A 23,026-nucleotide genomic window follows, 5' to 3' on the forward strand; every position below is an offset into this window, starting at 1 on the left:
GTCCAACGCCTCGACCCTAGCGGCGGCAGCGCGCCGGCAGGGACAGCGGCCACAGGCGCTGGCCGGCGCTGCCGTACAGCGCGCGCATGCCGCACACCATCTCGACGCGGGCCAGCGCATTGCCGGCAGGGTCGATGATCTTCGACAGATCCATCGTGGACACCACGGCGCGCTTCCCGGCGAAAGGCGTGACCGCACTGTAGGCGGTGGGAATGACGAATTTGCCTTGGCCATCCACGTAGCCGAAGTCCAGGTCGGTGCGCGCGGCCGCCAGGCCGTCGTGCAGGGCGCCCAGCGCGTCGAACGCCGGACCGCTCAATGCCCCCTTGGCGTCGACCGCGCGCACTGCCCGGGTAGATAGCAGCGTGACCGCGCGGCCGGCCGAGAACGCCGACGCCGTGCCTTCCACCTTCATGCGCGGTTTGCCGTCCGGCCCGGTGTATTCGGTCATGGGCTTGCCGTTCGCGACGTAATGCCGAAGCAGCCAGTCCGAGCCTTGCGGCCAGCGCCATTCGCCGTCCGGCAGGGTCGAGACGGTCTTGCCCGTGGCGTCGATCAATCGCGTCCCGGTGGCGTCGGTGGACAGCGCGCGCGCAGGCGTGCCCTGGAAGATCGATCCGACAGCCGCCGTGGGGGGAATCTGCCATGCGCCCTGTGCGTTCAGATAGCCATAGCGCACGGCGCGGCGGATCTCCAGCCAGTCGCCAACGCGAGCGTAGGTGGCGTCTTGCAGGTCCAGCGCGCTGCTGCCGTCGGCCGACACGATCCAGCGGTTCTGCTCGCCGTCTGCCGAAATGGTTCCGCCCGCTGCCGCGGTTACCTGCAGGTGCGGCTGGAACGACGTCAGCGCGCGGCCCTGGTCGTTGAACACGGCCGCGGCGCGTTCATAGTCTTCTGCCTGCCCGCCGGCCTGCCATACCTTCCACAGCTTGTCGTTGATGCGGGCGACGCCGTGATGCGCCGCCGGCACCACCCAGCGTCCCTGCAGATCGATCACGCCCACGCGGTCCGCGCCCAGCGAGGCCACGGCCTGGCCGTTCTGGAAGTGGCCGATCTGGTGGAAAGCGGGGGCGGCCAGTTCCTTGCCGGCCACGAAATCGTACAGACCCCATCGCGCGTCTTCGCTGGCCGTCTTCAAGAACCGGACCACGCCGGGCGCGACGATGTCGGTCTGGAAGACATCGGGCAGGTCGTAAGTCTTGCCTTCGCGGTCGATCATGCGGTTGACGCCGGCGGCGTAGGTCAGCGCATAGCCGTGGCGGAATGTGCCGATATGCTGCTGCGGCGGCAGTGGCAACGGCTTGCCGTTGGCGTCCAGCAGTTGCAGGCCGCGTTCGGTCTCGGCCGCGTAGCGCAGTTGTTCGGGCTTCAGCGCGTTCGGGCCGTCCTGGTATTCCGGGTCGTCGACCCGGCGCTCATCGGAATCGTCCAGCGCAATCAGGTCCGTCCACCACGGATCGGTGACCCAGCTGCCGTCGGCCAGAATCAGGCCGGCGCCTGTCATGCCGCATTGGCAATGCCCCTGGCCCAATATGCCCAGCGGCGCGCCCGGGATGTTCAACGGCGGCGCCTTCAGTTCCATGCTCTGCGTCGCTTCCACCGCTTCGGGCTTGAGCAGTACGCGGCCGTCGGCATCCAGGACGTTCAGCAACCCGCCTTCCTGCTTCCGGATCCACAGCCGGCCATGGCGCAGCTCCATCGGTCCTGCCTGTGGCAACCAGGCAGGCGCGGTGTCGCCGCCTAGCCAGACGCCCTTGGGCGTCAGCACGCCGGCGGGCGCGCCCGTCTGGTCAGCGAATATCACGAAGCCTTCTTCGTTCTGGGTCGGCGTCGACGCGCCGCTCAGTTTGATCGGTGCGGGCTGCCCCGGCACCAGCGCCATGAGCGTTTCCCCCACGGGGTAGACGAGGGTGTCCTGGAAACGCTGGGACTCCTGGGCTTCGTCCGGCTTCATCGTCGTGACGACCGCGCCAGCGGCATCCAGCACGGCATAGCCCTTGCGGCCATCCAGTTCGGCGCTCCAGAACGCCTTGCCCACCGGCTGCAGGCTGTTGTAATGCTGGTCCGCGCCGGTCACCTTGCCGTCCGTGCCGATCAGCACGGCGCCGTCGCGGCTATAGGCCACGGCCGGGCGGCTGTCGTGCTGCGTCAGGATGTCTTCGTAGGCCGGTTCGACCACCCAGTTCCAATCGCCGTCCACCACGCCGTAGCGGTGTTCGTCATTGATGGCGATGTACAGACCCTGGCCATAGGACTGCGTGATGGTGATGCCGGGCTTGGCGAAACGGCGTTCGCCATTGATGCCGCGGTATTCCTGCTTGTATTGCACCGCGGCCCGGGCCGGCACGCCATCGGCCAGGAACAGGTTCTGGATGCCCGTGTCCAGGGGTTCGCCCACGGGTTGCCCCTGGCGGTCGATCAATTGCTGGCGTCCGTCCAGCATGGCCACGGCCAGGCCGATCTCGGCGTAGTCCTGGACGCTGTCAAAACGCGGCGGCACGGCCATGCGCCCGCGCGTGTCGATAAAGCCCCATTTTCCCTTCCATTGCACGGCAGCCAGGCCGTGGCGGAAGTCGCGCACATCCTCGAATAGCGGCCGGATCGCCAGCCGGCCGTTCGAGTCCAGGAACCCCCAGGCGTGGCGGCGCAGCGACTGGTCCATGGGGACGCGGTTAATGTTTTCCAGGGCCGAGGGCAGCAACACCGCGGCGCGTCCGTCCGACAGCGCGCGGATGCAGCCGTTGGTGAAGGGACTGCTGTTGGAGATGTCGTCGGCGTTGGTGTCGGTGCGGTAGCTGCCTTCTTCCAGGCAATACAGATGGCCGCTTTGCGCATGCGCGGACAGGGATGCGCCCAGCGCGGCAATCGCGCAGGCGAGTCGGGTGGTGCGGATCACGCGTGACGTCATGGTTATTCTGCTTTGGCGTTGTCGAGGACGGGGGGAGGCACTTGCGTGGCTTCGGGGCAGGTCAGCGCCTCTTTCGGCCACGTGAGGTTTTCCTCCGCGTCGAAGATCACCACTGTGTCGCACAGCACGCCGAACAGGGCGGTCATTTTGCCGTGGGTGTCGATGAATTCGACCCCACCGTCCCGAAGGACCATCGCGCGCCCGTCATGGAAATCGTCGGCCCACTTGAACGCGGGCGGAATCGCGTAGCGCCCGGTCAAGTCGATGAATCCATACAGCTTGCCGGTGCGCTCCAGGCGGCGCGCGCGGGCCAGGCCGTCTTTCATCGGGCCGAGTTGGGAGAAGTGCGCGCCGACGACGCGCTTGCCGTCCGCGTTCACGAAACCCGAGCGGCCGCTTTCGTCGCTGTAGGGCGCCACGCCTTCGCTGGCGCCGTTGTACTCGACCGAATAGCGGCCGGGGAAACGCGTGATTTCCCGGCCTTGCAGGTCAGTCATGATGGCGCTGGATTCCGAAGCGTCGGTGAACAGCAGGCGTTGCATCGACGCTAGCGGAAAGCCGTCTCCGCGTTTTTCCAGCACCGTCTTGCCGCTTTGGTCGATCAGGCGGTATCCGGTGCCCAGGTTGACCCGTGCAAGGCCTTCCGGCTGCACGAAGAAGGGATTGAATTCGCCATACAGGGCGGGCACGGCGAAATTGCCCCGGGCGTCGATTGCGCCTTCGCGTTCGTCGTTGCGCATGATGACCCAGTCGCCGTACTGCTCCCGGCTTTCCGGCTTACCTTGCGACAGGCGGGTTGCGTGGCCCTGCGCGTCGAACAGCACGGGGCTGCCGTCCGCCAGTTCGCCGATATAGCGTCCGTCCTTGATCTTGGCGGGCTTGCCATAGACGGTGGCGCTGGCCTTGCCGGTGCGAAGATTGACCAGACGGTACGGGCTGTCCGCGTAGCGGTTGGCGGTGTCCTTGGCGTCGGGGTCGTCCACCAGCATGAAGCCGTCGCCCAGGTATTCCATCTTGTAGGCGCTCTCGTGCGTGGGGCGCACGACCCACTGGCCGTCGCGGTTGACGACGCCCCAGTGGTCCTTGTCCTGGACGCGGGCCCAGTCGTCTTCGAATTCCTCGATGTGTTCGTAGACGGGTTTCAGCGCCGGCGCGCCCCGGCGGATGTTCCAGATGCCCCAGCGGCGTGCGCGGTTCTCGTCCGGCGCGCGGTAAAGCAGCAGGTCGCCGTCAAGGTGCGTGGCGTCGGCCGCGACGTCGGCGGGAATGGGCACCGTCTTGCCGCGCGCGTCGATCAGCAAGGCGTCGTCGCGGGACATGTTCGACGTGCGGGCCCAGGTATAGGCGCCGCTGAACTTGCGGATGCCGCTGTACTTGGGCGGCACGGCCCAGGCGCCTTTGCCGTCGATGGCGCCGAACTTGCCGCCGGAGGTGCGCACGACCAGCGGCATCGTTGCGTCATAGGCGTCGATGGCCTCCCATTCCGGGTTCGAGACCACCGTGCCCGACGCCGTCAGGATCGACGGCGGCTGCTGGTAGTCGCCGGTTCGCAGCAACGCCAGCGGCATGCCCGCCGCGGCCCCGCTGCGCCCGGCGGTCTTGCCCGGGGAAAAGGCGGTGATCTCGTAGGCGCGCAATCGCGCGACGGTGTCGGCGTCCAGCAGCGGTTTGCCGTCCTCGGCGTAGATCTGGATCAGGGCTTCGACGCCCGGCGCGGCCATGGACGTCGTCTGACTGTCGCCGTCTGCCAGAACGGCGGATACCGTCACGTCGGTGGCCGCCGCGGTATCGGCATTCGGGTCGGACGCGGCCTGCGCGCTGTCCGCGGCCGTCGGCGGGGCCGCGACGTCCGTCATGACGGTCGCGGCGGTATCGGCCGCCGCCGCCGCGGGAACCGCATCCGCGGGGGCTCCGGCGTCGCCGGCAATGCCTGCGGCGTCGACGGCCTCGCCGGGATCGGCCTCGGCCGGCGTTCCTTCCTTCGCGGCATCCATCAGGCCGGTCGCGCGGGTGGCGTCATCGGCCGCGCCGGCGTCCGCCGCGCCCGGCGACGACGCCCGCACGCCGTAGACCCAGGCCCGCCCCTGATTGATCTCGACGCGGCCATGGTCCAGCGCCAACTGCTCCAGCGTGCCGGCCGGGCTGATCAACAGCGTCATCGAGACATCCGGCAGGTAACGCCAACCATCGCGCTCCTGCAAGCCGACGTAGGCATTCGAGAAGGTGTGCAGCGTCTGGAGTTTGGCGTCCAATAGCGCCGCCTTGCCGTCTTCGGGCGTCACCAGCCACAGGCCGGCCGCCACCCGCTGCACGCGTTCGTAGCGTGCGGGCGACAGCGCAGCACCGCGCGGATCCACGAATTGCCATTTTTCATCGCGGCGCACGGCCAGCACGCCGCCGTCGCGAATCGGCGCGGCCTGCGAGCGCAGCACGTCCGGCGACAGTGCCCAGCGGCCGTTGTCATCCAACAGGCCCCACCAGCCGTTGTAGCGGGATTCGCGCAACTGGGCTGGCAGATAGCCCTCGGTGGGGGCGGCCAGCGCCATCACGCCTGCGGGCAACGAGGCGGCCTTGCCCGTGGCGATATTAAAGAGACGCGGCGGCGTAGGCACTTCGATCGACGCCAATTTCTGTCCGGGCCGGAAACCCCACGTGCGCGTGCCCAGCTCGAAGGTCTTGATGACCTTGCCCTGACGATCGATCAGCACGTCGCGTTCGTCTTCTTCGGCCAAGGCCGTGCCTTCGGCATTGAATCCCGACGCGCTGCCGAAGCGTGGCTTGATGACCCACTGGCCCCGGGTGTCGATGTAGCCCCAAAGACCGTCCTGGCTCACCGCGGCCAGGCCATTCTGGAACGGAGAGGCCTCGGCGTAGGCGGGGGTGATCGCCATGCGTCCTTGCTTGTCGAGGTAGCCCCAGACGCCCGCCGGGTCGTCGGCCGAGCCGGTCAGCACGGCCGCCAGGCCTTCGCTGTAGGCCTGATGGCAGTACGTGTCGGAGCCCTGGCCGTAGTAGCTGGCGGTGCACCGGTTGATCCACGAATCGGCGTGCGCCGGGCTGGCCAGGCTGGGCAGGGCAAACGCCAAGGCCAGCGTCAGGGGCTTGATCGCGGCCCTCATTGCAGGAGGGCGCGGGGCAGGCCCGCGGGAAGGAATGCGCCAAGCCGGACGTGCCACATGTCAGCTGCCTGTCAAAAATTGGGAGAGGCAGCACTGTAACCAGCAGTAGCAAACAATAAAGCGGCAAATGTAACGATTAAGAAGAAAACGTTAATGCGCCATCACGTACCGCAGCCTGAAGACCACCGTGTCTCCCGGCTGCGGTCCACGCCGGGCAAGGGCTCGGTGTTCTCGGTCCATGCGCCCGCGTCGATCCCGCCGGGTCACATTCCCCCCGTGCATGTCGCGGACAAAAAATAATCGGTTGAAGTCCCGGCTTGGCGCTTCTGTAATGGATGCCACGCGCCTTTGACGCCAGTGCGCCGCGCCAGACAGGAGAGAGCACCATGCCGTCCCCGTTTGCCAGGTCTTACCCCGATGCCTCGCGGCTGTGGCTGCTGGTGTTGGCCGGCGGCATCGTCATGGGCCTGGCCCTGGGCGTGCGCCATGTACAGGGTCTGTTCCTGCTGCCGGTCTCGATGGACCGGGGCTGGAGCCGTGAAACCTTCGCCATGGCGATGGCGGTGCAGAATCTTACCTGGGGCATCGCCCAGCCCTTCACCGGCATGATTGCCGACCGCTACGGATCGGCCAAGGTCATTGGCGGGGGGCTGGTGTTCTACGCGCTGGGCCTGGTCGGCATGGCGCACGCGGCGACGCCTGTCGCCTTCCTGCTGACGGCGGGCGTGTGCATTGGCATCGCGCTATCCGGCTCCGCGTTCGCCGTCATCTATGGGGCGCTGAGCCGGCTGGTGCCGCCCGAACGCCGGGGCTGGGCGCTGGGTGTGGCGGGCGCCGTCGGCGGATTGGGCCAGTTCATCTTGGTGCCAGCCGCGCAATGGCTGATCGGTGGCGGCGGATGGGTCAGCGCCCTGCTGGTGTTCGCGGTGCTGCTGGCTATCGTCCTGCCCTTGGCCTGGCCGTTGCGTGAACCGGCCCGCGCCGCGCACGACCCGGCCGCGCCGGACGCCGGCCTGTCCCTGCGCGCATCGATCCGCGAAGCGTTCGCCCAGCCGGGTTTCTGGCTATTGAACCTGGGGTTTCTGGCTTGCGGCTTCCAGCTGGCGTTCATTGGCACACACTTGCCCGCGTACCTGATGGACAAGGGCCTGCGCGCGTCCGACGCGGTGGGCGCGCTGGCAATCATCGCGCTGACCAATGTGATGGGCACGTATGCCTGCGGCATCCTGGGGGCGCGGCATCGCCGCAAGTACCTGCTGGCCGGCATCTATCTGGTGCGCACCGCGGCCATCGCGCTGTTCCTGTTGCTGCCCCTGTCTTCCTGGACGGTCTATGCCTTCGCGGCCGTCATGGGTTTCATCTGGCTCGGCACGGTGCCACTGACCAACGGGCTGATCGCGCAGGTGTTCGGCGTGCGGTACCTGACCACGCTGTTCGGCTTCGTGTTCTTTGGCCACCAGCTGGGGTCGTTCCTGGGCGTGTGGCTGGGTGGCATCGTGTTCGAGGCTACCCGGTCCTATGACCTGATCTGGTTGATCGCGATGGCGCTGGGTGTCTTGTCGGCCATGTTGCATTGGCCGATCGATGACCGCGAAATCACGCGGAGGCAGACCGCCAGCGCGCCCGGCTGACGCTACAGCGGCCGGTGCTGCGTGCCCGCGCCCATGGTGATGTGCAGCATGCGACAGGGCTCGATCACCTTCACCGTGTGCCAGACGCCTTTCGGGATCACGTAGGCGTCGCCGCCCAGCATCTTCACTGCCTGGATGCCTGTCGGCCATTCCAGATGCAGCTCGGCCGCGCCCGACATCAGGCGCACGACTTCGTCCGCTTCAGGGTGCATCTCCCATTGCGGCCAGTCGGCGGCGAAGGTGTATTCCGACACCAGCCAGCCGCGGCCGTAGCGGTCCAGTTCCTCGGGCGTCTGCGACCAGAACGCATCCCCGCCGTTGACGGTGGAAGCCGCGCCGGAGGCGTCCAGCAAGACATAATGCGACGACAGATCGGTAGCCATTTTGCGCATCCTCGGGTGGGGAGTCGTGCTGTCATAGTAACGAGGCGAACCGGATTCGTCCCAGGCGCGCGCGCCGGTTCCAGCGTGGCGCCGCGAAGCGATATCATGTCCCCCATCAGCAACCATAACGGGAAAGGCGATGAGCCAGGGGTTCGATGGGGTCAGGCCCGCGTCCGAATCGTCCATCGAGATCGGCTTCTTCTATGACGGCCGGCACTGCGTTGAACGCATCCGCGTCAAGCCCACCGCCGCCAACCTGAAACGCGCCGCCGACCGCCGGGCAGCCATTTTGGAAGCCATCGCGCGCGGCGATTTCGATTACGACGCCGAGTTTCCCAAGCGCGGCACGCTTCCGAAGCCATCACAGGGTTCCGCATGACAAGCCACACGCAACTGATCGTCAACGACCTTACGCCGCAGGCCTTTTCGGCTTACGGCTGGATGCTGGGCAAGCCCATGCCGGACGGCAATGGCGTGCCGCTGTTTTCCAATCCGGCCACGGATTTCTGGCAGGAACACGTGTTCAACACGGGCGCGGGCGGCGACGCCGAACTGCTGTGGGTCAACTACCGCAGCCCGTCCGTGGAAATCGCCAGTCTGGAAAAGCACCTGCTGACGCAACAGGCCATCGTGCCGCTGACGGGCCAGATCATCCAGGTGGTTGCAAAGAGCGCCGCCGACGGCAGCCCGGATCTCACCACGCTGGCCGCGTTTCGCGTGCCGCAGGGGCAGGGCGTCTGCATGCGGCCGGGTTGCTGGCATGCGACCCGTGTCGTCGAGCACGAAGTTACTTGCCTGATGTTGACGCGCAGGTCCACGACGGTGGACCTGATCCAGCATCTGACCACCGAGGCGCGCGCCACGGAAAGCGCCATCGTGGAGATTCCCCTCCATCAGCTGGAAAGCCTGGCCGAAATGACGCCGGAAACCGCCATGCAATAAGCGCGGCCAGGCGCGCGGCGCAATTCCCGCTTCATTCCGCGATGGTTATTCCGCGACGGTCATTCCGCCTTGCGGCACGCTGCGCCCAGGCGCTTGAACAGCGGCCATTTGTTGCGGTAGCCGTCCGTCCAGCACATGGCGGTAAACGCTGCCAGGGGTTCGTCCACCGCATGCACCACGATCTGCGCCGCCGCCGCATCGTCCTTCGGGCAGAAGGGCTGGCCGGGAGTCGGGTACAGCGCACCTTCCCACACGGCGCTGTCGCAGTGTTCGCAGAAATTGGTCCACTGGCCGTTGCGCTCCGGGTTCTGCCGCACGGTGGGGGCCAGTGCGCGCAGCGTGCGTGCGACGGGGTCCGACAAGATGCCAACCTGCGACAGCAGCGCGGGCCCCTCGATGTGCTGCCATTGCGCAGGGCTGAATAGCCATTGGTGGAACGCGCCAGGGTCCAGCCCAGTGCTGTCCCCCTCGGCGTCCAGGTCAAGGTCGCCTTCCGTGCTCTCGTGGTCGGGCGGCACGGCCAGCGCGAACACGGGCGTGGATTCTCCGCATTGGGAGCAGCGGCACGAAGCCTGCAGCACGTAGTACGACGGTGCTCGCAGGTTTGCGCCCAGTTCGTCGCCGTCCTTCTCTTGATTCAGTATGCCCATGCCTGTTGTGTTGTTCCTGTGCGAACCCGTGCTGAACTTGCTGCACCGGTCCTTTTTCATCAACGGGAAATATGCCAGAATCGTTTTCCGGATTTCCTGCTTAGCCCGCGACGCTGCCGCCACCAGGGCGTTGCCAACATCAGCCACGTGTTGGAGCCACCATGCGCGACCGCCAGAGTAGCACTGGATTTTCCTCCGCCTTGCGTGGCAAGCCCGCGCGGTGGTTCACGGCGGCGCTGCTGGCAGGCGGTCTGGCCGGGTGTAGCTTCACGTCGCCGGACGAGGCAACCGGGTCGCAATCGGTGGGCATCCAGGGCGTGACGGGCCAGCAGGCGCGCAGCATCGCCCGCGAGGCCTATCTGTACGGCACGCCCATGGTCGCCAGTTACCAGACCATGTACGCGTTCAGCATCGACAAGAACAACCCGCAATACAAGGGGCCGTTCAATACAGTGAACAGTATTTCGCGCGTCTTCACGCCCGAAGACACGGCATTCGTCACGCCGAACGCCGATACGCCTTATTCGTTCGCCATCCTGGACCTGCGCGCCGAACCCGTCGTCATTTCCGTGCCCCCCATGGAAAAGCGCCGTTACTTCGTCCTGCAATTGATGGACCTGTACACGTACAACTTTGCCTACATCGGCAGCCGCACCACCGGCAACGGCGGCGGCAACTTCCTGATCGCCGGCCCGCGTTGGAAAGGCAGCGTGCCCAAGGGCATCACCAAGGTGATCAAGTCGGAAACCGAACTGGTCAACATGGTGGGCCGGACCCAGTTGTTCAACCCGGCAGACCTTGAGAACGTCAAACGCATCCAGGCGCGCTACAAGATCCAGCCCTTGTCGGCCTTCGCCAAGCGGCCTGCGCCACCCGCGCCGCCTGCGGTGGATTGGATCCCGCCGGTGCCTCCCGGCGAAATGCGCTCGTCGCTCGAGTTCTACAACCAACTGGCTTTCTTGCTGCAATTCGCGCCTACGCACCCCACCGAGAAATGGCTGCGTGAACGTTTCGCCAGCATTGGCTTGAAGCCTGGGCAGCCCTTCAAAACCGAGGGCATGAACCCTGCATTGCGCCGCGCGCTGCAAGAAGGCATGCATTCGGCGCAGAACGACATCGACAAGAACCGCGCGGCGCTTGCCGGCAAGACCGACACGCTGTTCGGCGACCGCAACACGCTGAAGAACGACTATCTGTCGCGCGCCACCGGCACGCAGGTCGGCATTGGCGCCAACAGCCGCGATGAAGCGCTGTATCCGGTGCTGGAAAAGGACAGCCGCGGCCAGGAGCTGGATGGTCAGTACGCCTACAAGGTGCGTTTCGCGCCGCGCAGCCTGCCGCCGGTCAACGCGTTCTGGTCCATGACCATGTACGGGTTGCCCTCGCAGTTGCTGGTCTCGAATCCCATCAATCGCTACTTGATCAACTCGCCCATGCTGTCGTCCCTGAAGAAGGACGCAGACGGGGGCTTGACGATCTACATCCAGGCAAAATCGCCAGGCAAGGGCAAGGAATCCAACTGGCTGCCCGCGCCGCAAGGCCCGTTCATGGTGACGATGCGCTACTACTGGCCGAAGCCGGCCTTGCTGGAAGGCAAGTGGGAATCGCCGGGAATAGAGCGGGTGGCGCAATAGGCACATCGGCGCGCATCGCCTGGATTGGGACGCCGAAGACCGGCCGGGCCAAGGCCGGCCGCTTGTCCCATCGGGAGGGTTCAGGGGCATGAAGCGCAACTTCAATATCCATGATCTGCGTATCTTCTATACGGTCGTCATGACCGGATCGACGCGCCAGGCGGCGCAAGTGATGAACCTGACGCAACCGGCGATCAGCCATGCAGTCTCGCGCCTGGAAGCCGCCACGGGCGTGCAGCTGTTCGACCGTTCGCACAAGACCTTGCGGCCCACCGAGGCGGGGAAGTACCTGTACACCGAGGCCAAGTTCGTGCTGGACGAACTGGTGCGCATCGACGAAGCGCTGCACAGCATCGAGCAGTTCGGCGGCCGTGGCTTGCGCATCGCGTCGTCGCCGGCGCTGGCGCTGAGCTATGCGCCCGAGGCCGTGAAGCGCTACCTGGACGAACACGGCAAGCGGCCGTTCTCGGTCGACGTGGAGTCGTCGGTGCAGCTGATCAGCGCGGTGGAGACCATGCGCGCGGATTTCGGCCTGGGCGCGGTCGGGGGCGACAGCCCGCGCCTGAACTTCACGCCGTTCCTGCGCACCGATGTCATGGCCATCGCGCATCGCGAACATCCATTGGCCAGACGCGGCGTGGTGGCCGTGGCGGATATCGCGCCTGACACCTTCGTGAAGCCGCTTTGGTCCGACTACGTGGTGGCGCAGGGCGATACCGGCGATTCCGCGCAGCTGGAATTCGGCATGCAGGCGCATATGACGCTGGTGCCGGGAACCGTCCGTGCCGTGAAGGGCATCAGCTTGGTCAACGCGTTGTCGGCGTCCGACATCGCGTCGGTCTACCCCGACCTGGTGGCGCTGCCGCTGGCCTCGCGGCAGTGGTTCGAATTCGTGTTGATCACGCGTCGGGACGCACAGAACCACGAGCTGACCGGCCGGCTATTGGGAGCGCTGCACGCCACGGCGCAAGCGCGGCGCACAGGCGTCTATGCGGATACGATTCAGCTCATCACCTAGTGCGCTTCAGTCGGCCGGCGGTTGCCAGGGCAGGGACTGCAGGTCGCCGTCGATGCTGATGGCCTGCCCACTGACCATCGCGCCGTAAGGGCTCGCCAGGAACAGCGCCATGTTCGCGATATCGGCGGCGCGCACGAACTGATGCAGACTGACGCCGGCCAGCTCCAGCTTGGTTTCTTCCTCTACCGTCAGCCCCATGTTGTGGGCGCGGGCGGCGATTACCCGGTCGATGCGCGGGCCCGCCACCAGGCCGGGCAACAGCGCATTCACGCGGATGCCATACCCGCCCAGCTCCACCGCCAAAGAACGCGTCAGCCCGATCACGCCCCATTTCGACGCGGTGTACGGCGTGCGCATCGGAATGCCCATGCGGCCGGCAACGGAACTGATGTTGATGATGGCGCCGCCGCCGGACTGGCGCAGGGCAGGCACCGCGTGGCGCACGGTGTGGAATTGCGAGGCCAGGTTGATGTCCAGCGTGGCGCTCAGGTCGTCGGGCTGGATATCGGTGATGCGGGCGGTAGGGCCGGCAATGCCGGCGTTGTTCACCAGTACGTCCAGCCCGCCCAGGTGCGCTAGCGCGGTCTCCATGTAGCGGTCGACGTCTTCGCGGCGGCTGACGTCGGCGTGGCTGGCGGCGTGGCGGCTGGCCGCCGCGGCGTTCTTGTCCACGTCGCACAGGTGGACGCGGGCGCCGCGGTCGGCGAAGGCATCGGCCAGGGCCGCGCCGATGCCGCCTGCGCCGGCGGTGATGATGACGCGGCGGCCGCTCAGGTCCACCGGCAGGACGGTCGAATCATGCGGGGTCATTGCGCTATTCCAGAAGTGGGTGGGATCAGGGTTTCATCAGGCGGCAGGTGGATTCCTGCGGCGACGTGTAGATCTGGTCGCCGGGAATCTGCGCGATCAGCTTGTAGTAGTCCCAGGGCCCCTTGGATTCGGACGGCTTCTTCACCTGCATCAGGTACATGTCGTGCACCATCAAGCCGTCGGCGCGGATGCGGCCGTCCTTGGCGAAGAAGTCGTTCACCGGGTTGGCCTTGAGCCATTTCATGATGGCGTCGCCATCCGTGGTGTTGGTGGCCTGCACCGCCTTCAGGTAGGTGGTCGTCACCGAATAATCGCCGGCCTGCAGCATCGACGGCTTCTTCTTCATGCGTTCCTCGAAACGCGCTGCCCATTTGCGCGAGGCGTCGTCCTGGTCCCAATACCACGCCGTGGTCAGGTACATATCCTGCGCGGCGGCCAGGCCCAGCGCGTGGATATCGGTGATCAGCACCAGCAGGCCGGCGATCTTCATCCCGGGCGTCAATCCGAATTCCGCGGCCGCCTTGACGGCATTGCTGGTGTCGTTGGCGGAATTCGCCAGCCCCAGCACCGTGGCGCCCGACGCTTGCGCCTGCAAGATGAACGACGAGAAATCGGCCGTGTTCAACGGATGCCGCACGCGGCCCTTCACCTGGCCGCCATCGGCCTGAACGACCGCCGACGCGTCGCGCTCCAACGCGTGGCCGAACGCGTGATCCACGGTCAGGAAGTACCAGTCTTTATTGCCGGCCTTCAACATGGCCCGCGCCGTGCCGCGAGACAGCGACACGGTGTCGTACACGTAGTGCACCGTGTAGGGTGTGCATTGCGCGTTGGTCAGCTCGGACGCGCCGGCGCTGACCACGAAGAACGGCGCCTTCTTTTCTTCAGCCACCTTCGCCATCGCCAGCGCCGCCGCGGAATTGGCGCCCGCAATCAGCATGTCCACGCCTTTCTGGTCCAGCCATTCCCGCGCCCGCGACGACGCGATGTCGGCGCGGTTCTGGTGGTCGGCCACCAGCACTTCGATCTTCTTGCCCGCCACCGCGCCGCCCATGTCCGCCACCGCCATCTTGATGGCTTCGGCGCCGCCAGGGCCGTCCGCATCGGCGGACAAGCCCGACATGTCGGTGATGAAGCCGATGCGGATCACGCCGTCATCGGCGCTGGCCGCGCCGCCCAGGCTGAGCAATACGGCGGCTGCGGCCGCATTCAAGGTCTTCTTCATGGTGTTGTCTCCCCGCGTGGGTTGTTGTGTTATTTCCGGCGCCGCGTCAGAACGAGACGTTGTTCCGGCCTTTCAGTTGCAGAATCTCGCGCGCGTCGTCCGGCGTGGCGATGGTCAGCGACAGGTCTTCAAGAATGCGGCGGATGCGCCGCACCTGATCCGCGTTCGAATGCGCCAGTTCTCCGGGGCCGTCCCACAGCGAATCCTCCAGGCCCACGCGCACATAACCGCCCATCGTCGCGGCCTGGGTGGCCAGCGGCGTCTGCTTGCGTCCGGCGGCCAGCACCGACCAGCGGTAAGCGTCGCCGAACAGGCGGTCAGCCGTGCGACGCATCATCATCACGTCTTCCGGGTGCGTGCCGATGCCGCCGCGGATGCCGAACACGGACTGGATCAAAAAGGGTGGCTTCAGCAGACCCTTGTCGACGAAATGCGCCGCCGTGTACAAATGCCCGATGTCGTAGCACTCGATTTCGAAGCGCGTGCCGTTGTCGCTGCAAGCCGTCAGGATGTGCTCGATGTCCTTGAACGTGTTCTTGAAGACCAGGTCGTTGCTGCCTTCCAGGTACGGGCGTTCCCAGTCGTGCTTGAAGTCCTTGAAGCGCTCCAGCAATTCATACATGCCGAAGTTCATTGACCCCATGTTCAACGAGGCGACCTCCGGCTTGAACGTTGTGGCGGGCAGCATGCGTTCGCTGACCGGCAGCACGGGCGACCCGCCGGTGGTGATGTTGATGACCACGTCGCTGGCGGCCTTGATGCGCGGCAGGAATTGCGCGTAAAGCGCGGGGTCCTGCGTGGGCCTGCCGGTATCCGGATCGCGTGCGTGCAGATGCACGATCGCTGCGCCGGCCTCGGCCGCTTCCAGCGCCGACTGCGTGATCTGCTCGGGCGTCACGGGCAGATACGGCGACATCGACGGCGTGTGCACCGAACCGGTAATGGCGCAGGTGATGATCACATTGTTCTTGGGCTTTTTCATGCGGCTCATTCTGTCGCACGGTCCTGGCCTTGTCACCTGAACAGAAATTATCAACTGATAGGCTTTACGGTGCTGCGGCGCAACGTGAACGCCGGGCGTTGCCGGCTCGCGTAAAAAAGCCGCCGCCCGGGCGGGCGACGGCTCTACGGGAAAACACCATCAAGTCTGGTCTTTGGTCGGCGACTTCGGGCCGTTCGTCTTGACCGATTCGATGCCCTTGTCCCGCGCTTGCGCGGTCGAGTACATCTCGCTGCGCCCGACCGATTCGCCATTCGCCGCCACCAGCGTGAAGTAGTGCGAGCCGTCTTTTGCCGTCTTGTGCATATAGCGCGCATCGTCGGCCGAGTACTTCTGCACGGCGGCGACGCCGCCCTCGGCCGAGGCCTTGGTCGTGTATGGCTCGCTGGTCAGGATCACCTCGTGATTCCCCGCGTGCAGATTGAACATGAACTGCGTCCCGCTACGCTTCAGTACAAAGTAACCGCTCATCGTCGTCTCCATTCTTGTTGAAGGGGTAACGCCTGGGCAACTTGCAGAACGCCGGGTGGCGTGCGCCGAGAATACTTGATGCGCGCGATTTTGGGATAGCGGGCTGAAATACAATCGACGGCTATGCCCGACAGCCCGATTCTTCGCCCGACTTCCCCCCAGACTCCCCGCAACGGATACGTCCTGGCGGTAGACCTGGGCGGCACCCGCTTTCGCGCGGCGCTGGTGGACGAAAACGGCGGTATCGCCCATTCCTGCGTGATGGATAGCCCCGCCGGGGCAGGCCGCCACCCCGGTTGGGACGAGATCGATGCCGACGCCTGGTGGCGCGGCCTGCAATCCCTGTCCGACGCCTTGGCCGCGCAGGCGGGCGCGGCGTTCGACACCGTGCAAGCTGTTGCCATCTGCGGCGTGACACGCACCCAGGTCTTTGTCGACGCGCAAGGCGCCGCCATCCGCCCGGCCATCACCTGGCGCGATACGCGCGCGGCCCCGGACGTGGCGGGATGGCTGGCTGCAATGCCGGCCGGGCATCCCGAAGGCCAGCAGATCAACGCTTTCCATCCCTGGGCGCGCGTGGCGTGGCTGCTGCACGCCGAGCCGCAGCATGCCGCGCGGGTGCGCGTCGTGCTGGAACCGAAGGACTACCTGAACTTCCGCCTGACGGGCAGGGCAGCCAGCGACACCGTTTCCATGGCGCGCCTGGCAGCGGCTGCTCGCGAACATGCGCAGGGGCCTGGCCTGCTGGCGGCCTTGGGCGCCGACCCCGCGTGGGTGCCACCCCTGCTGTCCCCCCTGGATGTCGTCGGCCCCGTCCAAGCCGGCTTGGGCGGCGCGCTGGCCCGTCTGGCGGGCCGCAGCGTCATCGCGTGCGCCAACGACACCTGGGCGGCGGTCGCAGGCTTGGGCGCGCTGCGCGAGGGCTACGCTTACAACATATCGGGCACGACCGAGGTCTTTGGCGCGGTGGGCGCCGAACCTGTCCAGGCGCAGGGCCTGATGACCGTGGATTGGGGCAACGGCACTCACCAGATTGGCGGCCCCGGCCAGAACGGCGCCGATACGGTGGCCTGGCTGCTGCCGCTGTTGGGCCGCCTGGGCGCAGAGGGGATGGCAGGCGTCGGCCCCGCCATGGACGCGTTGCTGGGCGCGCCCCGCGACCCGCAGCCGGCCCTGTTTCTGCCGTACCTGCAGGGCGAACGCGTGCCGTACTGGGATCCGAACCTGCGCGGCGCCTTCATCGGCTTGAACCGGCGCCATGGTCCGGGCGACCTGGCCTGGGCCGTGCTGGAAGGCGTGGCCTTCCTGAACCGTACCGTCCTGGAACGCGCCGAGGCCGCCCTGGGCGCGCCGGTCGGAGAAATCCGCTTCGGCGGCGGCGCGGCGGCCAGCCCGCAGTGGTGCCAGGTCAAGGCCGACATCTGCGAGCGCGCCATTGTCGTGGGCCAGGCCGAACAGCCGGGTGTCGTGGGCGCTGCCGTCGCCGCCTGGACCGCGCTGGGCCGCTACGACGGCTTCGCTGCGGCGCAGGATGCCCTGGTGCGCACCGCGCACCGCTACGCGCCCCAAGCTCACCGCCGCGACGCCTACCGCCAGATGTACGCGCAATTCCGTGCAGCGGAAGCCGCGCTGATGCCGGTGTCGCATGATCTGGCCGCGATGCGCCTGCCGTAAAAACCCTAGGTACGGCGCGGCGACACGACCGTCCTGCGCCGCGCCGCCCGGGTATAAACTGCTACGCCATCAGGGCGTGAACGCCCGGCAGGTGGTGGATAACCCTTGCACTACAACGAATACCAACGCAGCAAGGGTTGAGTCGATGCGCGGCATCCTGGAAAAGTACGGCACGGCAATCGCGGGATTGATCCTGGTGGGCTTCTTCGCCATCGCCGCTCCAAATTTCGCGGCGCCCAACAATCTGCTGAACATTGCCAAGGAAACCAGCTTCCTGGCCATCATCGCCATCGGCTTCACGCTGGCGCTGGTGACCGCCGAACTGGACCTTTCGGTGGCCGATGTTGCCAGCCTGGCCGCCGTCGTCACTGGGGCTCTGGTACACACCGGTCAGCCCGTGCCGGTCGCCATCGCCGCGGGCTTGGGCATCGGTCTCGTCTGCGGCCTGGTCAACGGTATCGCCGTCACCCGCCTGCGCGTCCCGTCCCTGATCGCCACATTGGGCATGGCGGCCATGGCACGCGGCTTCGCCTTCATGTTGACCGACGGCGTGTCCTATGTGGGGCGCTGGCCTGCCGCGTTCACCGACCTGGCCCGCGCCAAGCCCTTCGGCATCCCCGCGCTGGTGCTGTGGATGCTGGGCGCGGTGCTGGTCGCTTATTTCCTGATCAAGTGGACTCGCACCGGCGCCCGCATGACGGCCACTGGCGAAGCGGGCGAATCCGCACGGCTGGCCGGCATCAACATCGGCACCATGAAGCGCATCGGCCTGGCCCTGTCCGGCCTCTGCGCCGGGCTGGCCGCCGTGCTGCTGACGTCCAGCCTGTCGTCCGCCGCGCCCAACATGGCCGGCGACTACTTCCTGTACGCCATTGCCGCCGTGTTGCTGGGCATGACCATGTTCAACCCCGGCCACGCCAACATCCCCGGCACCCTCGTCGCCGCATTGATCCTGAAAGTGCTGGGCAACGGCCTGGTACTGATGGGCGCGCCGTACTACGTGCAGGACATCGTGCTGGGCTTCATCATGATCGCGTCCGTCGCGGTGTCATCGGCCGTGCTGAAGAAAGCGGCCTTCAAATTCTGATTCGAAGGGGAAACCACCATGACCAAAACCTTGAAGCGCACGCTGCTGGCCAGCGCATTTGCCTTGCAGTCGCTGGCTGCCAGCGCCGCCTACGCGTTGGACGTGGGCATCGTCGCCTTTCAGATGTCGTCCGAAACGCATGCCCGCGTGGCCAATGCCGCGGCCGAGGCCGCTCGCGCCAAAGGCTGGACGGTCACGCAACTGAACGCCGAAGGGTCGCTGCCCAAGCTGGCCGAACAGCTGGACACCCTGGTCAACAAAAAGGTCGGCGCCATCGTCGTCGCCATGGGCAAGCCCGTGGAAACCGACGCCCAGTTGCAAGCCGCCAAAGAGAAGGGCATTCCCGTCGTGGGCGTGATGTCGGGCGCCAGCCCGCACATGCTGTTCGACGTCGAAGTCAACGAATACGCCACCGGCGCGCAATCCGTGCTGTATCTGCTGGGCAAGATGGGCTACCAGGGCAACATCCTGTCCGCCCGCTTCGACGGCAACTCGGGCACGCGCATCCGCGGCAAGATGCTGGATGCCGTCCTGACCGAAAACACGGCCGTCAAGGATCTGGCCAAATTCAGCATGGCCCGCACCCAAAGCTGGCGCGATGACGTGCGCAATGGCATGCAGGCGCTGTTCCTGCGCCACCAGGGCCAGTTCAAAGGCGTGTGGGCATCGTTCGATGGCCAGGCCTACGTCATCGACGACCTGCTGCAATCCCAAGGCATGAAGAAAGGCGACATCACCCTGGTGTCCGTCGATGGCGGCCCGGAAACCTACCGCCGCATCGCCGACCCCAACAGCCTGATCACCGCCACCATGATGATCCCGTTTGAGCAGTTGGGCGCAAGCGCCATCGACGCCATCGACCGCATCGTCGTCAAGAAGGAACCCAAGGACAAGGTCGTCGCCGGGCCGTATCTGTTCATGGACTCCGTGCTGGTCGACGCCGGCAACGTCCAGAAATTCCTGCAACCCGCCGCAAAGTAACCGTGACCACCATGACCGCCGCGCTGTCGCTACGCCAGATCCGAAAGTCCTATGGGGCGGTCGAAGCCTTGAAGGGCGTCGATCTGGACGTGCCCGAGGGCCGCGTCATGGCCATCTGCGGCGACAACGGCGCCGGCAAATCCACGCTGATCCGCATCATCTCCGGCGCGCAGGAACCCTCGGGCGGGGAACTCAGCCTGAACGGCCGGAAGGTCGTGTTCGGGTCCCCCCATGACGCCCTGGTGCAAGGCATTGCGACGATCTACCAGGATCTGGCGCTGGCGCCGCGCCTGTCCATCTGGGAAAACGTCTTCATGGGCGCGGAACTCGTGCGTCGCGTGGGGCCGTTCAATGTGCTGGACAAGCGCCGCATGGCGTTGGACGCGCGCGGCTATCTGCAACGCCTGTCGGTACCCATCGACGACATGGACCGTCCCGTCGAACGCATGTCCGGCGGCCAACGCCAAGCCGTCGCCATCGCCCGCGCACTGCGCTGGGATGCCCGCGTCGTCATCATGGACGAGCCCACCGCGGCGCTCGGCGTGAAGGAAACGGCGCTGGTGCTGAATCTGGTGCGCAAGCTGCGCGAGGAAGGGCGCACCGTGATCCTGATCAGCCACAACATGGCCGACGTCGTCGCCCTGGCCGACCGCGTCGCGATCCTGAAGAGCGGCGCCAAAGTCATCGAGCGCGACGTGGCCGGGCTGAATGCCGATGCCCTGGCGCATATGGTGATGACGGGCAAGGAATGAGTTAGGGCGGGCATAGCAGGTACTGATTGCAGCGAGAAAAAGGCCGCCGCCGGGTTTCCCCTGGCGGCGGCCTTTTCGCGTGCAGCAGCGGGACTTAGTCCTTGCGGCTGGTCACTTCAACCAGGTGATAACCGAACTGGGTCTTCACCGGGCCCTGAACCTCGCCAACCGGGGCGCTGAACACGACGGTATCGAATTCCTTGACCATCTGGCCCGGGCCGAAGGTGCCCAGGTTGCCACCGTCACGGCTCGACGGGCAGCTGGAGTTTTCCTTGGCGACTTGTGCGAAGTCAGCGCCGTTTTCAATGGCGGTCTTGAGTTCGTTGCACTTGGCTTCGGTGGAAACGAGGATGTGACGGGCGGAGGCTTGTGCCATGGGGGCTCCTTGGGGGGAATGATTGAGGGAGGGGAGAGTAACGCATTTGGGCATACTCGCTACCTTGCAATCATAAACGGGGATTCGGGCGGCCCCGGACGGTGAGCCCGCCCGTTCTTGCATGTGCTTTCAAGTTACGCGGAAGAGAACCCGTTATGTTGCAAAAAGAAACGGTGCGCCATGCAGGCTCGGGTTCCGAGTAAATGACTCGGGTCCCAAGGCTTTTTCTCAGTCCGCCAACCAGTTCCGGAACGGCTCCAAATCCATTCCACTGGGCACATACCAGACCTTCCTGGTCTTATCCCACTGTGCCCCCAGCGCCTTCACCACGTCCTTGTTCTCATACGCGACCCGAAGGTCGCGGTGCCCCACGGCTTGTGTGGGTGCGGCCATGTTTCGACGTAACGCGGTATCCGCCCGTTTCTGAATTGCCGCCAGCTGCATCCGGTCTACAAACACACTACGCCGCGCCGGGTCCTCCGACGAGACCAGCGTCAGCCGCGTTTTCGTCCGTGTTGCCGCGACGTAAAACAGATTCTCTTCTTCCCCCAATTCCCGCAGCGGATTCGGAAACTCTCCCGCGTCCAGGAACGGCAGGACGACGTGTGGGAATTCCTTGCCTTTCACGTTCACGATGCAGTCCATCAAGACGGCGTTTTTCCCTGGCCGTCCACCGGCAAACGCTTCCGCGGCGCCGATCCATTCCGAGAACTGATTCAGCGTCTTTCCGGAATCCCGTGCCGTGGCGATGAATCCGGCGACAGACTTCGTAACCACCGACGCTTCGTAGGGATGGATGTACAGGCGCTTGGCCAATTTATCCATGTCCATGATGTTGCAGACTTGCTCCAGTGCGGGTTGGGCAAGGGAATCGACTGACAAGCCGCGCAGGTAAGACACGGCGTCCGCGATGCGTGTGCGGGCCGACACGCTGCCTACGCGCTGGATCTGGCCGTCGAAAAAGTGCTTCAGCGCCGACGGTTCTTTGGCCAGCGTGGTTTTGGCTTCGCGCAGTTCGTCGGGTTCCAGCGGCACTTCCGCGAACGTGGCAAGCGCTTCCACGATGGCCTCGCGTGTCTTGGGAGACGCCACGTGATGGAAGTCGTCCAGGGCGATGGCGACCATGCCGCGCAGGAACAGAATCTCTTCGCGCAGCAGGTAGCTGTCCATGGTCAGCGTGCGATATTGCACGCCGGCGTTCATCAGGGCATTTTCTATTTCTATGGACTGGTGGGCGTCGCGGAACAGGATGCAGCACTGGTCCAGCGCCTGGCCGTCTTGCTTCCACTGCAGAACGGCTTTGACGACTTCGGCGCCGCAAGCGCCGGGCGCGCTGGCGTAGGTTCGTTCGTGGATATCCGTGCGCACAGGCAGATTCGAGTCGACGGGCTTCTGCTTGAAGGCTTCCATCGCGTAGGCCAGATGAGGGCCATGGCGGTACGTCATCGTCAACGGGAAATGGGCGCAGTCCGTAAAGCTGGCCGCGATGCGATGCTGCAGGAACGATTCGTCCGCGCCCAGGTGCGAATAAATGACCTGGTCCTTGTCGCCGACGCCGACGAAGTAGGTGGTGTCGGCGCTGACCAGCGCTTCCACAATGCAGAACGACGCTTCGTTCATGTCATGCAGTTCGTCGCAGACCACCAGCTTGTAGCGGGGCAGGTCCAAACGCGAATCCGGATTGGACCGTAGCAGGCAGGCCAGATCATAGGTGGCGTCGAAAAAACCGCGGGCGTCGACATAGCCGAATACATCGACGCGCTGTTTCTCATATTCCACGGCCCACAGGTAATCCGTCAGCGGCAGTCTCAGGGTTTCTGCCGCGTAGACGGGATCGTCGCCGCCATCCGGCGCAAGCGTCATCGTGGCTTTCAGCTTCAGCAGGTTGTCCAGGAACTGGCTGACGGCCGTGTTGTGCGTGCGGATATCCAGCAGGTCGGTGTACTGCGGATGGTTGCGCGCCACGTTCTCCAACACGGACAGCGCATAGTCCTGCTGTTCCCGTGTGGACGGCAGGGGTTCCGGCTTGCCGTCCTCGATGCCGGACAGCACGCGCCGTGCAAAATCTTCAACGGTTTGGACGTTGACCCGCTTGGCCGTGTTGTACGCGATGCCGACCTCTACCAAGCGCGCCTGCAGAACCTGCCGGGCTTCGTCGGTAAACGTCAGGCCAAGGATGTCTTCAGGCGGCAAGCCCCTGGCAAGCGCTTCGCCGATGCGCAGGGCCAGGGTCGTCGTCTTGGCGGCCCCCGCGTTGGCGACCACCAGACTGGTCCGGTTCCGCGAGGCCTGGATCTTTTTCTGTTCGTCGGTGGGAACGAATCCGGCAGGGAGGAACTGGGTCGAAGGGGAAGTTGTCGTCATC

The 23,026-nt window shown here is 65.6% G+C and carries 20 protein-coding genes; 10 read left to right on the plus strand and 10 right to left on the minus strand.

The features are described from left to right. Positions 1-16: 16 nt before the first annotated feature. Both CQ050_RS27775 and CQ050_RS27780 read right to left on the minus strand, forming a co-directional pair. Complete coding sequence (locus CQ050_RS27775; protein WP_105560054.1) at positions 17-2,908, minus strand: WG repeat-containing protein; 2,892 nt, start codon at positions 2,906-2,908, stop codon at positions 17-19. Between the two features lie 2 nt (positions 2,909-2,910). Next, positions 2,911-6,027 (minus strand): WG repeat-containing protein, encoded by a 3,117-nt coding sequence (locus CQ050_RS27780; protein ID WP_105560055.1) that lies wholly within the window; start codon positions 6,025-6,027, stop codon positions 2,911-2,913. A gap of 153 nt (positions 6,028-6,180) precedes the next feature. On the opposite strand from CQ050_RS27780, the gene CQ050_RS30920 reads away from it, so the two are divergent. Together CQ050_RS30920 and CQ050_RS27785 are read left to right on the plus strand one after the other, a co-directional pair. Next, positions 6,181-6,327 carry a hypothetical protein gene (locus CQ050_RS30920; RefSeq protein WP_158266090.1) on the plus strand — a complete coding sequence of 49 codons (147 nt, stop codon included), beginning with the start codon at positions 6,181-6,183 and terminating at the stop codon, positions 6,325-6,327. Between the two features lie 86 nt (positions 6,328-6,413). After that, positions 6,414-7,658, plus strand: a complete 1,245-nt coding sequence (locus CQ050_RS27785) for an MFS transporter (RefSeq protein WP_105560056.1) — start codon at positions 6,414-6,416, stop codon at positions 7,656-7,658. 2 nt (positions 7,659-7,660) lie between these two features. Here the strand turns inward: CQ050_RS27785 and CQ050_RS27790 are convergent, their stop codons facing one another. After that, positions 7,661-8,041: a cupin domain-containing protein gene (locus CQ050_RS27790; RefSeq protein ID WP_105560057.1), complete on the minus strand. Its 381-nt coding sequence runs from the start codon at positions 8,039-8,041 to the stop codon at positions 7,661-7,663. Positions 8,042-8,180: 139 nt separating this feature from the next. On the opposite strand from CQ050_RS27790, the gene CQ050_RS27795 reads away from it, so the two are divergent. Together CQ050_RS27795 and CQ050_RS27800 are read left to right on the plus strand one after the other, a co-directional pair. Continuing rightward, positions 8,181-8,420: an Arm DNA-binding domain-containing protein gene (locus tag CQ050_RS27795; protein ID WP_105560058.1), complete on the plus strand. Its 240-nt coding sequence runs from the start codon at positions 8,181-8,183 to the stop codon at positions 8,418-8,420. After that, complete coding sequence (locus CQ050_RS27800) at positions 8,417-8,983, plus strand: ureidoglycolate lyase (protein ID WP_105560059.1); 567 nt, start codon at positions 8,417-8,419, stop codon at positions 8,981-8,983. The genes CQ050_RS27795 and CQ050_RS27800 overlap by 4 nt, the downstream gene beginning before the upstream one ends. Before the next feature lie 59 nt (positions 8,984-9,042). On the opposite strand, the gene CQ050_RS27805 is transcribed toward CQ050_RS27800, so the two are convergent. Further along, positions 9,043-9,633 (minus strand): hypothetical protein, encoded by a 591-nt coding sequence (locus tag CQ050_RS27805; protein WP_105560092.1) that lies wholly within the window; start codon positions 9,631-9,633, stop codon positions 9,043-9,045. Positions 9,634-9,794: 161 nt separating this feature from the next. On the opposite strand from CQ050_RS27805, the gene CQ050_RS27810 reads away from it, so the two are divergent. Together CQ050_RS27810 and CQ050_RS27815 are read left to right on the plus strand one after the other, a co-directional pair. Further along, on the plus strand, positions 9,795-11,267 hold the full coding sequence (locus CQ050_RS27810) for a DUF1254 domain-containing protein (protein ID WP_105560060.1): 1,473 nt from the start codon (positions 9,795-9,797) through the stop codon (positions 11,265-11,267). 88 nt (positions 11,268-11,355) lie between these two features. Further along, positions 11,356-12,285, plus strand: a complete 930-nt coding sequence (locus CQ050_RS27815; RefSeq protein ID WP_105560061.1) for a LysR family transcriptional regulator — start codon at positions 11,356-11,358, stop codon at positions 12,283-12,285. Positions 12,286-12,291: 6 nt separating this feature from the next. Here CQ050_RS27815 and CQ050_RS27820 read toward each other — a convergent pair whose 3' ends face one another. The 4 genes from CQ050_RS27820 to CQ050_RS27835 all read right to left on the minus strand — a co-directional run bounded on the left by CQ050_RS27820 (position 12,292) and on the right by CQ050_RS27835 (position 15,791). Beyond that, the gene (locus CQ050_RS27820) at positions 12,292-13,095 is read right to left on the minus strand and encodes an SDR family oxidoreductase (protein ID WP_105560062.1); all 804 of its coding nucleotides are present in this window, start codon (positions 13,093-13,095) and stop codon (positions 12,292-12,294) included. Positions 13,096-13,120: 25 nt separating this feature from the next. After that, positions 13,121-14,320, minus strand: a complete 1,200-nt coding sequence (locus CQ050_RS27825; protein WP_105560063.1) for an ABC transporter substrate-binding protein — start codon at positions 14,318-14,320, stop codon at positions 13,121-13,123. A gap of 46 nt (positions 14,321-14,366) precedes the next feature. After that, positions 14,367-15,302, minus strand: a complete 936-nt coding sequence (locus tag CQ050_RS27830) for a 3-keto-5-aminohexanoate cleavage protein (RefSeq protein WP_105560093.1) — start codon at positions 15,300-15,302, stop codon at positions 14,367-14,369. A 159-nt stretch (positions 15,303-15,461) separates the two neighbouring features. Beyond that, complete coding sequence (locus tag CQ050_RS27835) at positions 15,462-15,791, minus strand: YegP family protein (RefSeq protein WP_105560064.1); 330 nt, start codon at positions 15,789-15,791, stop codon at positions 15,462-15,464. Positions 15,792-15,914: 123 nt separating this feature from the next. On the opposite strand from CQ050_RS27835, the gene CQ050_RS27840 reads away from it, so the two are divergent. The 4 genes from CQ050_RS27840 to CQ050_RS27855 all read left to right on the plus strand — a co-directional run bounded on the left by CQ050_RS27840 (position 15,915) and on the right by CQ050_RS27855 (position 20,285). Then, positions 15,915-17,465 carry an FGGY-family carbohydrate kinase gene (locus CQ050_RS27840; protein ID WP_105560065.1) on the plus strand — a complete coding sequence of 517 codons (1,551 nt, stop codon included), beginning with the start codon at positions 15,915-15,917 and terminating at the stop codon, positions 17,463-17,465. Between the two features lie 145 nt (positions 17,466-17,610). After that, the gene (locus tag CQ050_RS27845) at positions 17,611-18,552 is read left to right on the plus strand and encodes an ABC transporter permease (RefSeq protein ID WP_105560066.1); all 942 of its coding nucleotides are present in this window, start codon (positions 17,611-17,613) and stop codon (positions 18,550-18,552) included. An 18-nt stretch (positions 18,553-18,570) separates the two neighbouring features. After that, positions 18,571-19,533: a substrate-binding domain-containing protein gene (locus tag CQ050_RS27850; RefSeq protein ID WP_105560067.1), complete on the plus strand. Its 963-nt coding sequence runs from the start codon at positions 18,571-18,573 to the stop codon at positions 19,531-19,533. A gap of 11 nt (positions 19,534-19,544) precedes the next feature. After that, positions 19,545-20,285 carry an ATP-binding cassette domain-containing protein gene (locus CQ050_RS27855; protein ID WP_105560094.1) on the plus strand — a complete coding sequence of 247 codons (741 nt, stop codon included), beginning with the start codon at positions 19,545-19,547 and terminating at the stop codon, positions 20,283-20,285. Between the two features lie 94 nt (positions 20,286-20,379). Here CQ050_RS27855 and CQ050_RS27860 read toward each other — a convergent pair whose 3' ends face one another. After that, positions 20,380-20,661 (minus strand): peptidylprolyl isomerase, encoded by a 282-nt coding sequence (locus CQ050_RS27860; protein ID WP_105560068.1) that lies wholly within the window; start codon positions 20,659-20,661, stop codon positions 20,380-20,382. Positions 20,662-20,889: 228 nt separating this feature from the next. Then, positions 20,890-23,025, minus strand: coding sequence for an ATP-dependent helicase (locus CQ050_RS27865; protein WP_105560069.1), 2,136 nt, complete (start codon positions 23,023-23,025; stop codon positions 20,890-20,892). Between the last annotated feature and the right edge of the window lies 1 nt (position 23,026).

The organism is Achromobacter sp. MYb9 (assembly GCF_002975275.1).
GTDB lineage: Bacteria > Pseudomonadota > Gammaproteobacteria > Burkholderiales > Burkholderiaceae_B > Achromobacter.

Excerpts from the sequence above, each read along its gene's own strand:
- CQ050_RS27775 (WP_105560054.1), bottom strand. The coding sequence starts at position 2,908 with ATGACGTCACGCGTGATCCGCACCACCCGACTCGCCTGCGCGATTGCC.
- CQ050_RS27830 (WP_105560093.1), bottom strand. The coding sequence starts at position 15,302 with ATGAAAAAGCCCAAGAACAATGTGATCATCACCTGCGCCATTACCGGT.
- CQ050_RS27795 (WP_105560058.1), top strand. The coding sequence starts at position 8,181 with ATGAGCCAGGGGTTCGATGGGGTCAGGCCCGCGTCCGAATCGTCCATC.
- CQ050_RS27835 (WP_105560064.1), bottom strand. The coding sequence starts at position 15,791 with ATGAGCGGTTACTTTGTACTGAAGCGTAGCGGGACGCAGTTCATGTTC.
- CQ050_RS27840 (WP_105560065.1), top strand. The coding sequence starts at position 15,915 with ATGCCCGACAGCCCGATTCTTCGCCCGACTTCCCCCCAGACTCCCCGC.
- CQ050_RS27805 (WP_105560092.1), bottom strand. The coding sequence starts at position 9,633 with ATGGGCATACTGAATCAAGAGAAGGACGGCGACGAACTGGGCGCAAAC.
- CQ050_RS27815 (WP_105560061.1), top strand. The coding sequence starts at position 11,356 with ATGAAGCGCAACTTCAATATCCATGATCTGCGTATCTTCTATACGGTC.
- CQ050_RS27810 (WP_105560060.1), top strand. The coding sequence starts at position 9,795 with ATGCGCGACCGCCAGAGTAGCACTGGATTTTCCTCCGCCTTGCGTGGC.
- CQ050_RS27845 (WP_105560066.1), top strand. The coding sequence starts at position 17,611 with ATGCGCGGCATCCTGGAAAAGTACGGCACGGCAATCGCGGGATTGATC.
- CQ050_RS27800 (WP_105560059.1), top strand. The coding sequence starts at position 8,417 with ATGACAAGCCACACGCAACTGATCGTCAACGACCTTACGCCGCAGGCC.
- CQ050_RS27820 (WP_105560062.1), bottom strand. The coding sequence starts at position 13,095 with ATGACCCCGCATGATTCGACCGTCCTGCCGGTGGACCTGAGCGGCCGC.
- CQ050_RS27785 (WP_105560056.1), top strand. The coding sequence starts at position 6,414 with ATGCCGTCCCCGTTTGCCAGGTCTTACCCCGATGCCTCGCGGCTGTGG.
- CQ050_RS27780 (WP_105560055.1), bottom strand. The coding sequence starts at position 6,027 with ATGAGGGCCGCGATCAAGCCCCTGACGCTGGCCTTGGCGTTTGCCCTG.
- CQ050_RS30920 (WP_158266090.1), top strand. The coding sequence starts at position 6,181 with ATGCGCCATCACGTACCGCAGCCTGAAGACCACCGTGTCTCCCGGCTG.
- CQ050_RS27850 (WP_105560067.1), top strand. The coding sequence starts at position 18,571 with ATGACCAAAACCTTGAAGCGCACGCTGCTGGCCAGCGCATTTGCCTTG.
- CQ050_RS27825 (WP_105560063.1), bottom strand. The coding sequence starts at position 14,320 with ATGAAGAAGACCTTGAATGCGGCCGCAGCCGCCGTATTGCTCAGCCTG.
- CQ050_RS27790 (WP_105560057.1), bottom strand. The coding sequence starts at position 8,041 with ATGGCTACCGATCTGTCGTCGCATTATGTCTTGCTGGACGCCTCCGGC.
- CQ050_RS27860 (WP_105560068.1), bottom strand. The coding sequence starts at position 20,661 with ATGGCACAAGCCTCCGCCCGTCACATCCTCGTTTCCACCGAAGCCAAG.
- CQ050_RS27855 (WP_105560094.1), top strand. The coding sequence starts at position 19,545 with ATGACCGCCGCGCTGTCGCTACGCCAGATCCGAAAGTCCTATGGGGCG.
- CQ050_RS27865 (WP_105560069.1), bottom strand. The coding sequence starts at position 23,025 with ATGACGACAACTTCCCCTTCGACCCAGTTCCTCCCTGCCGGATTCGTT.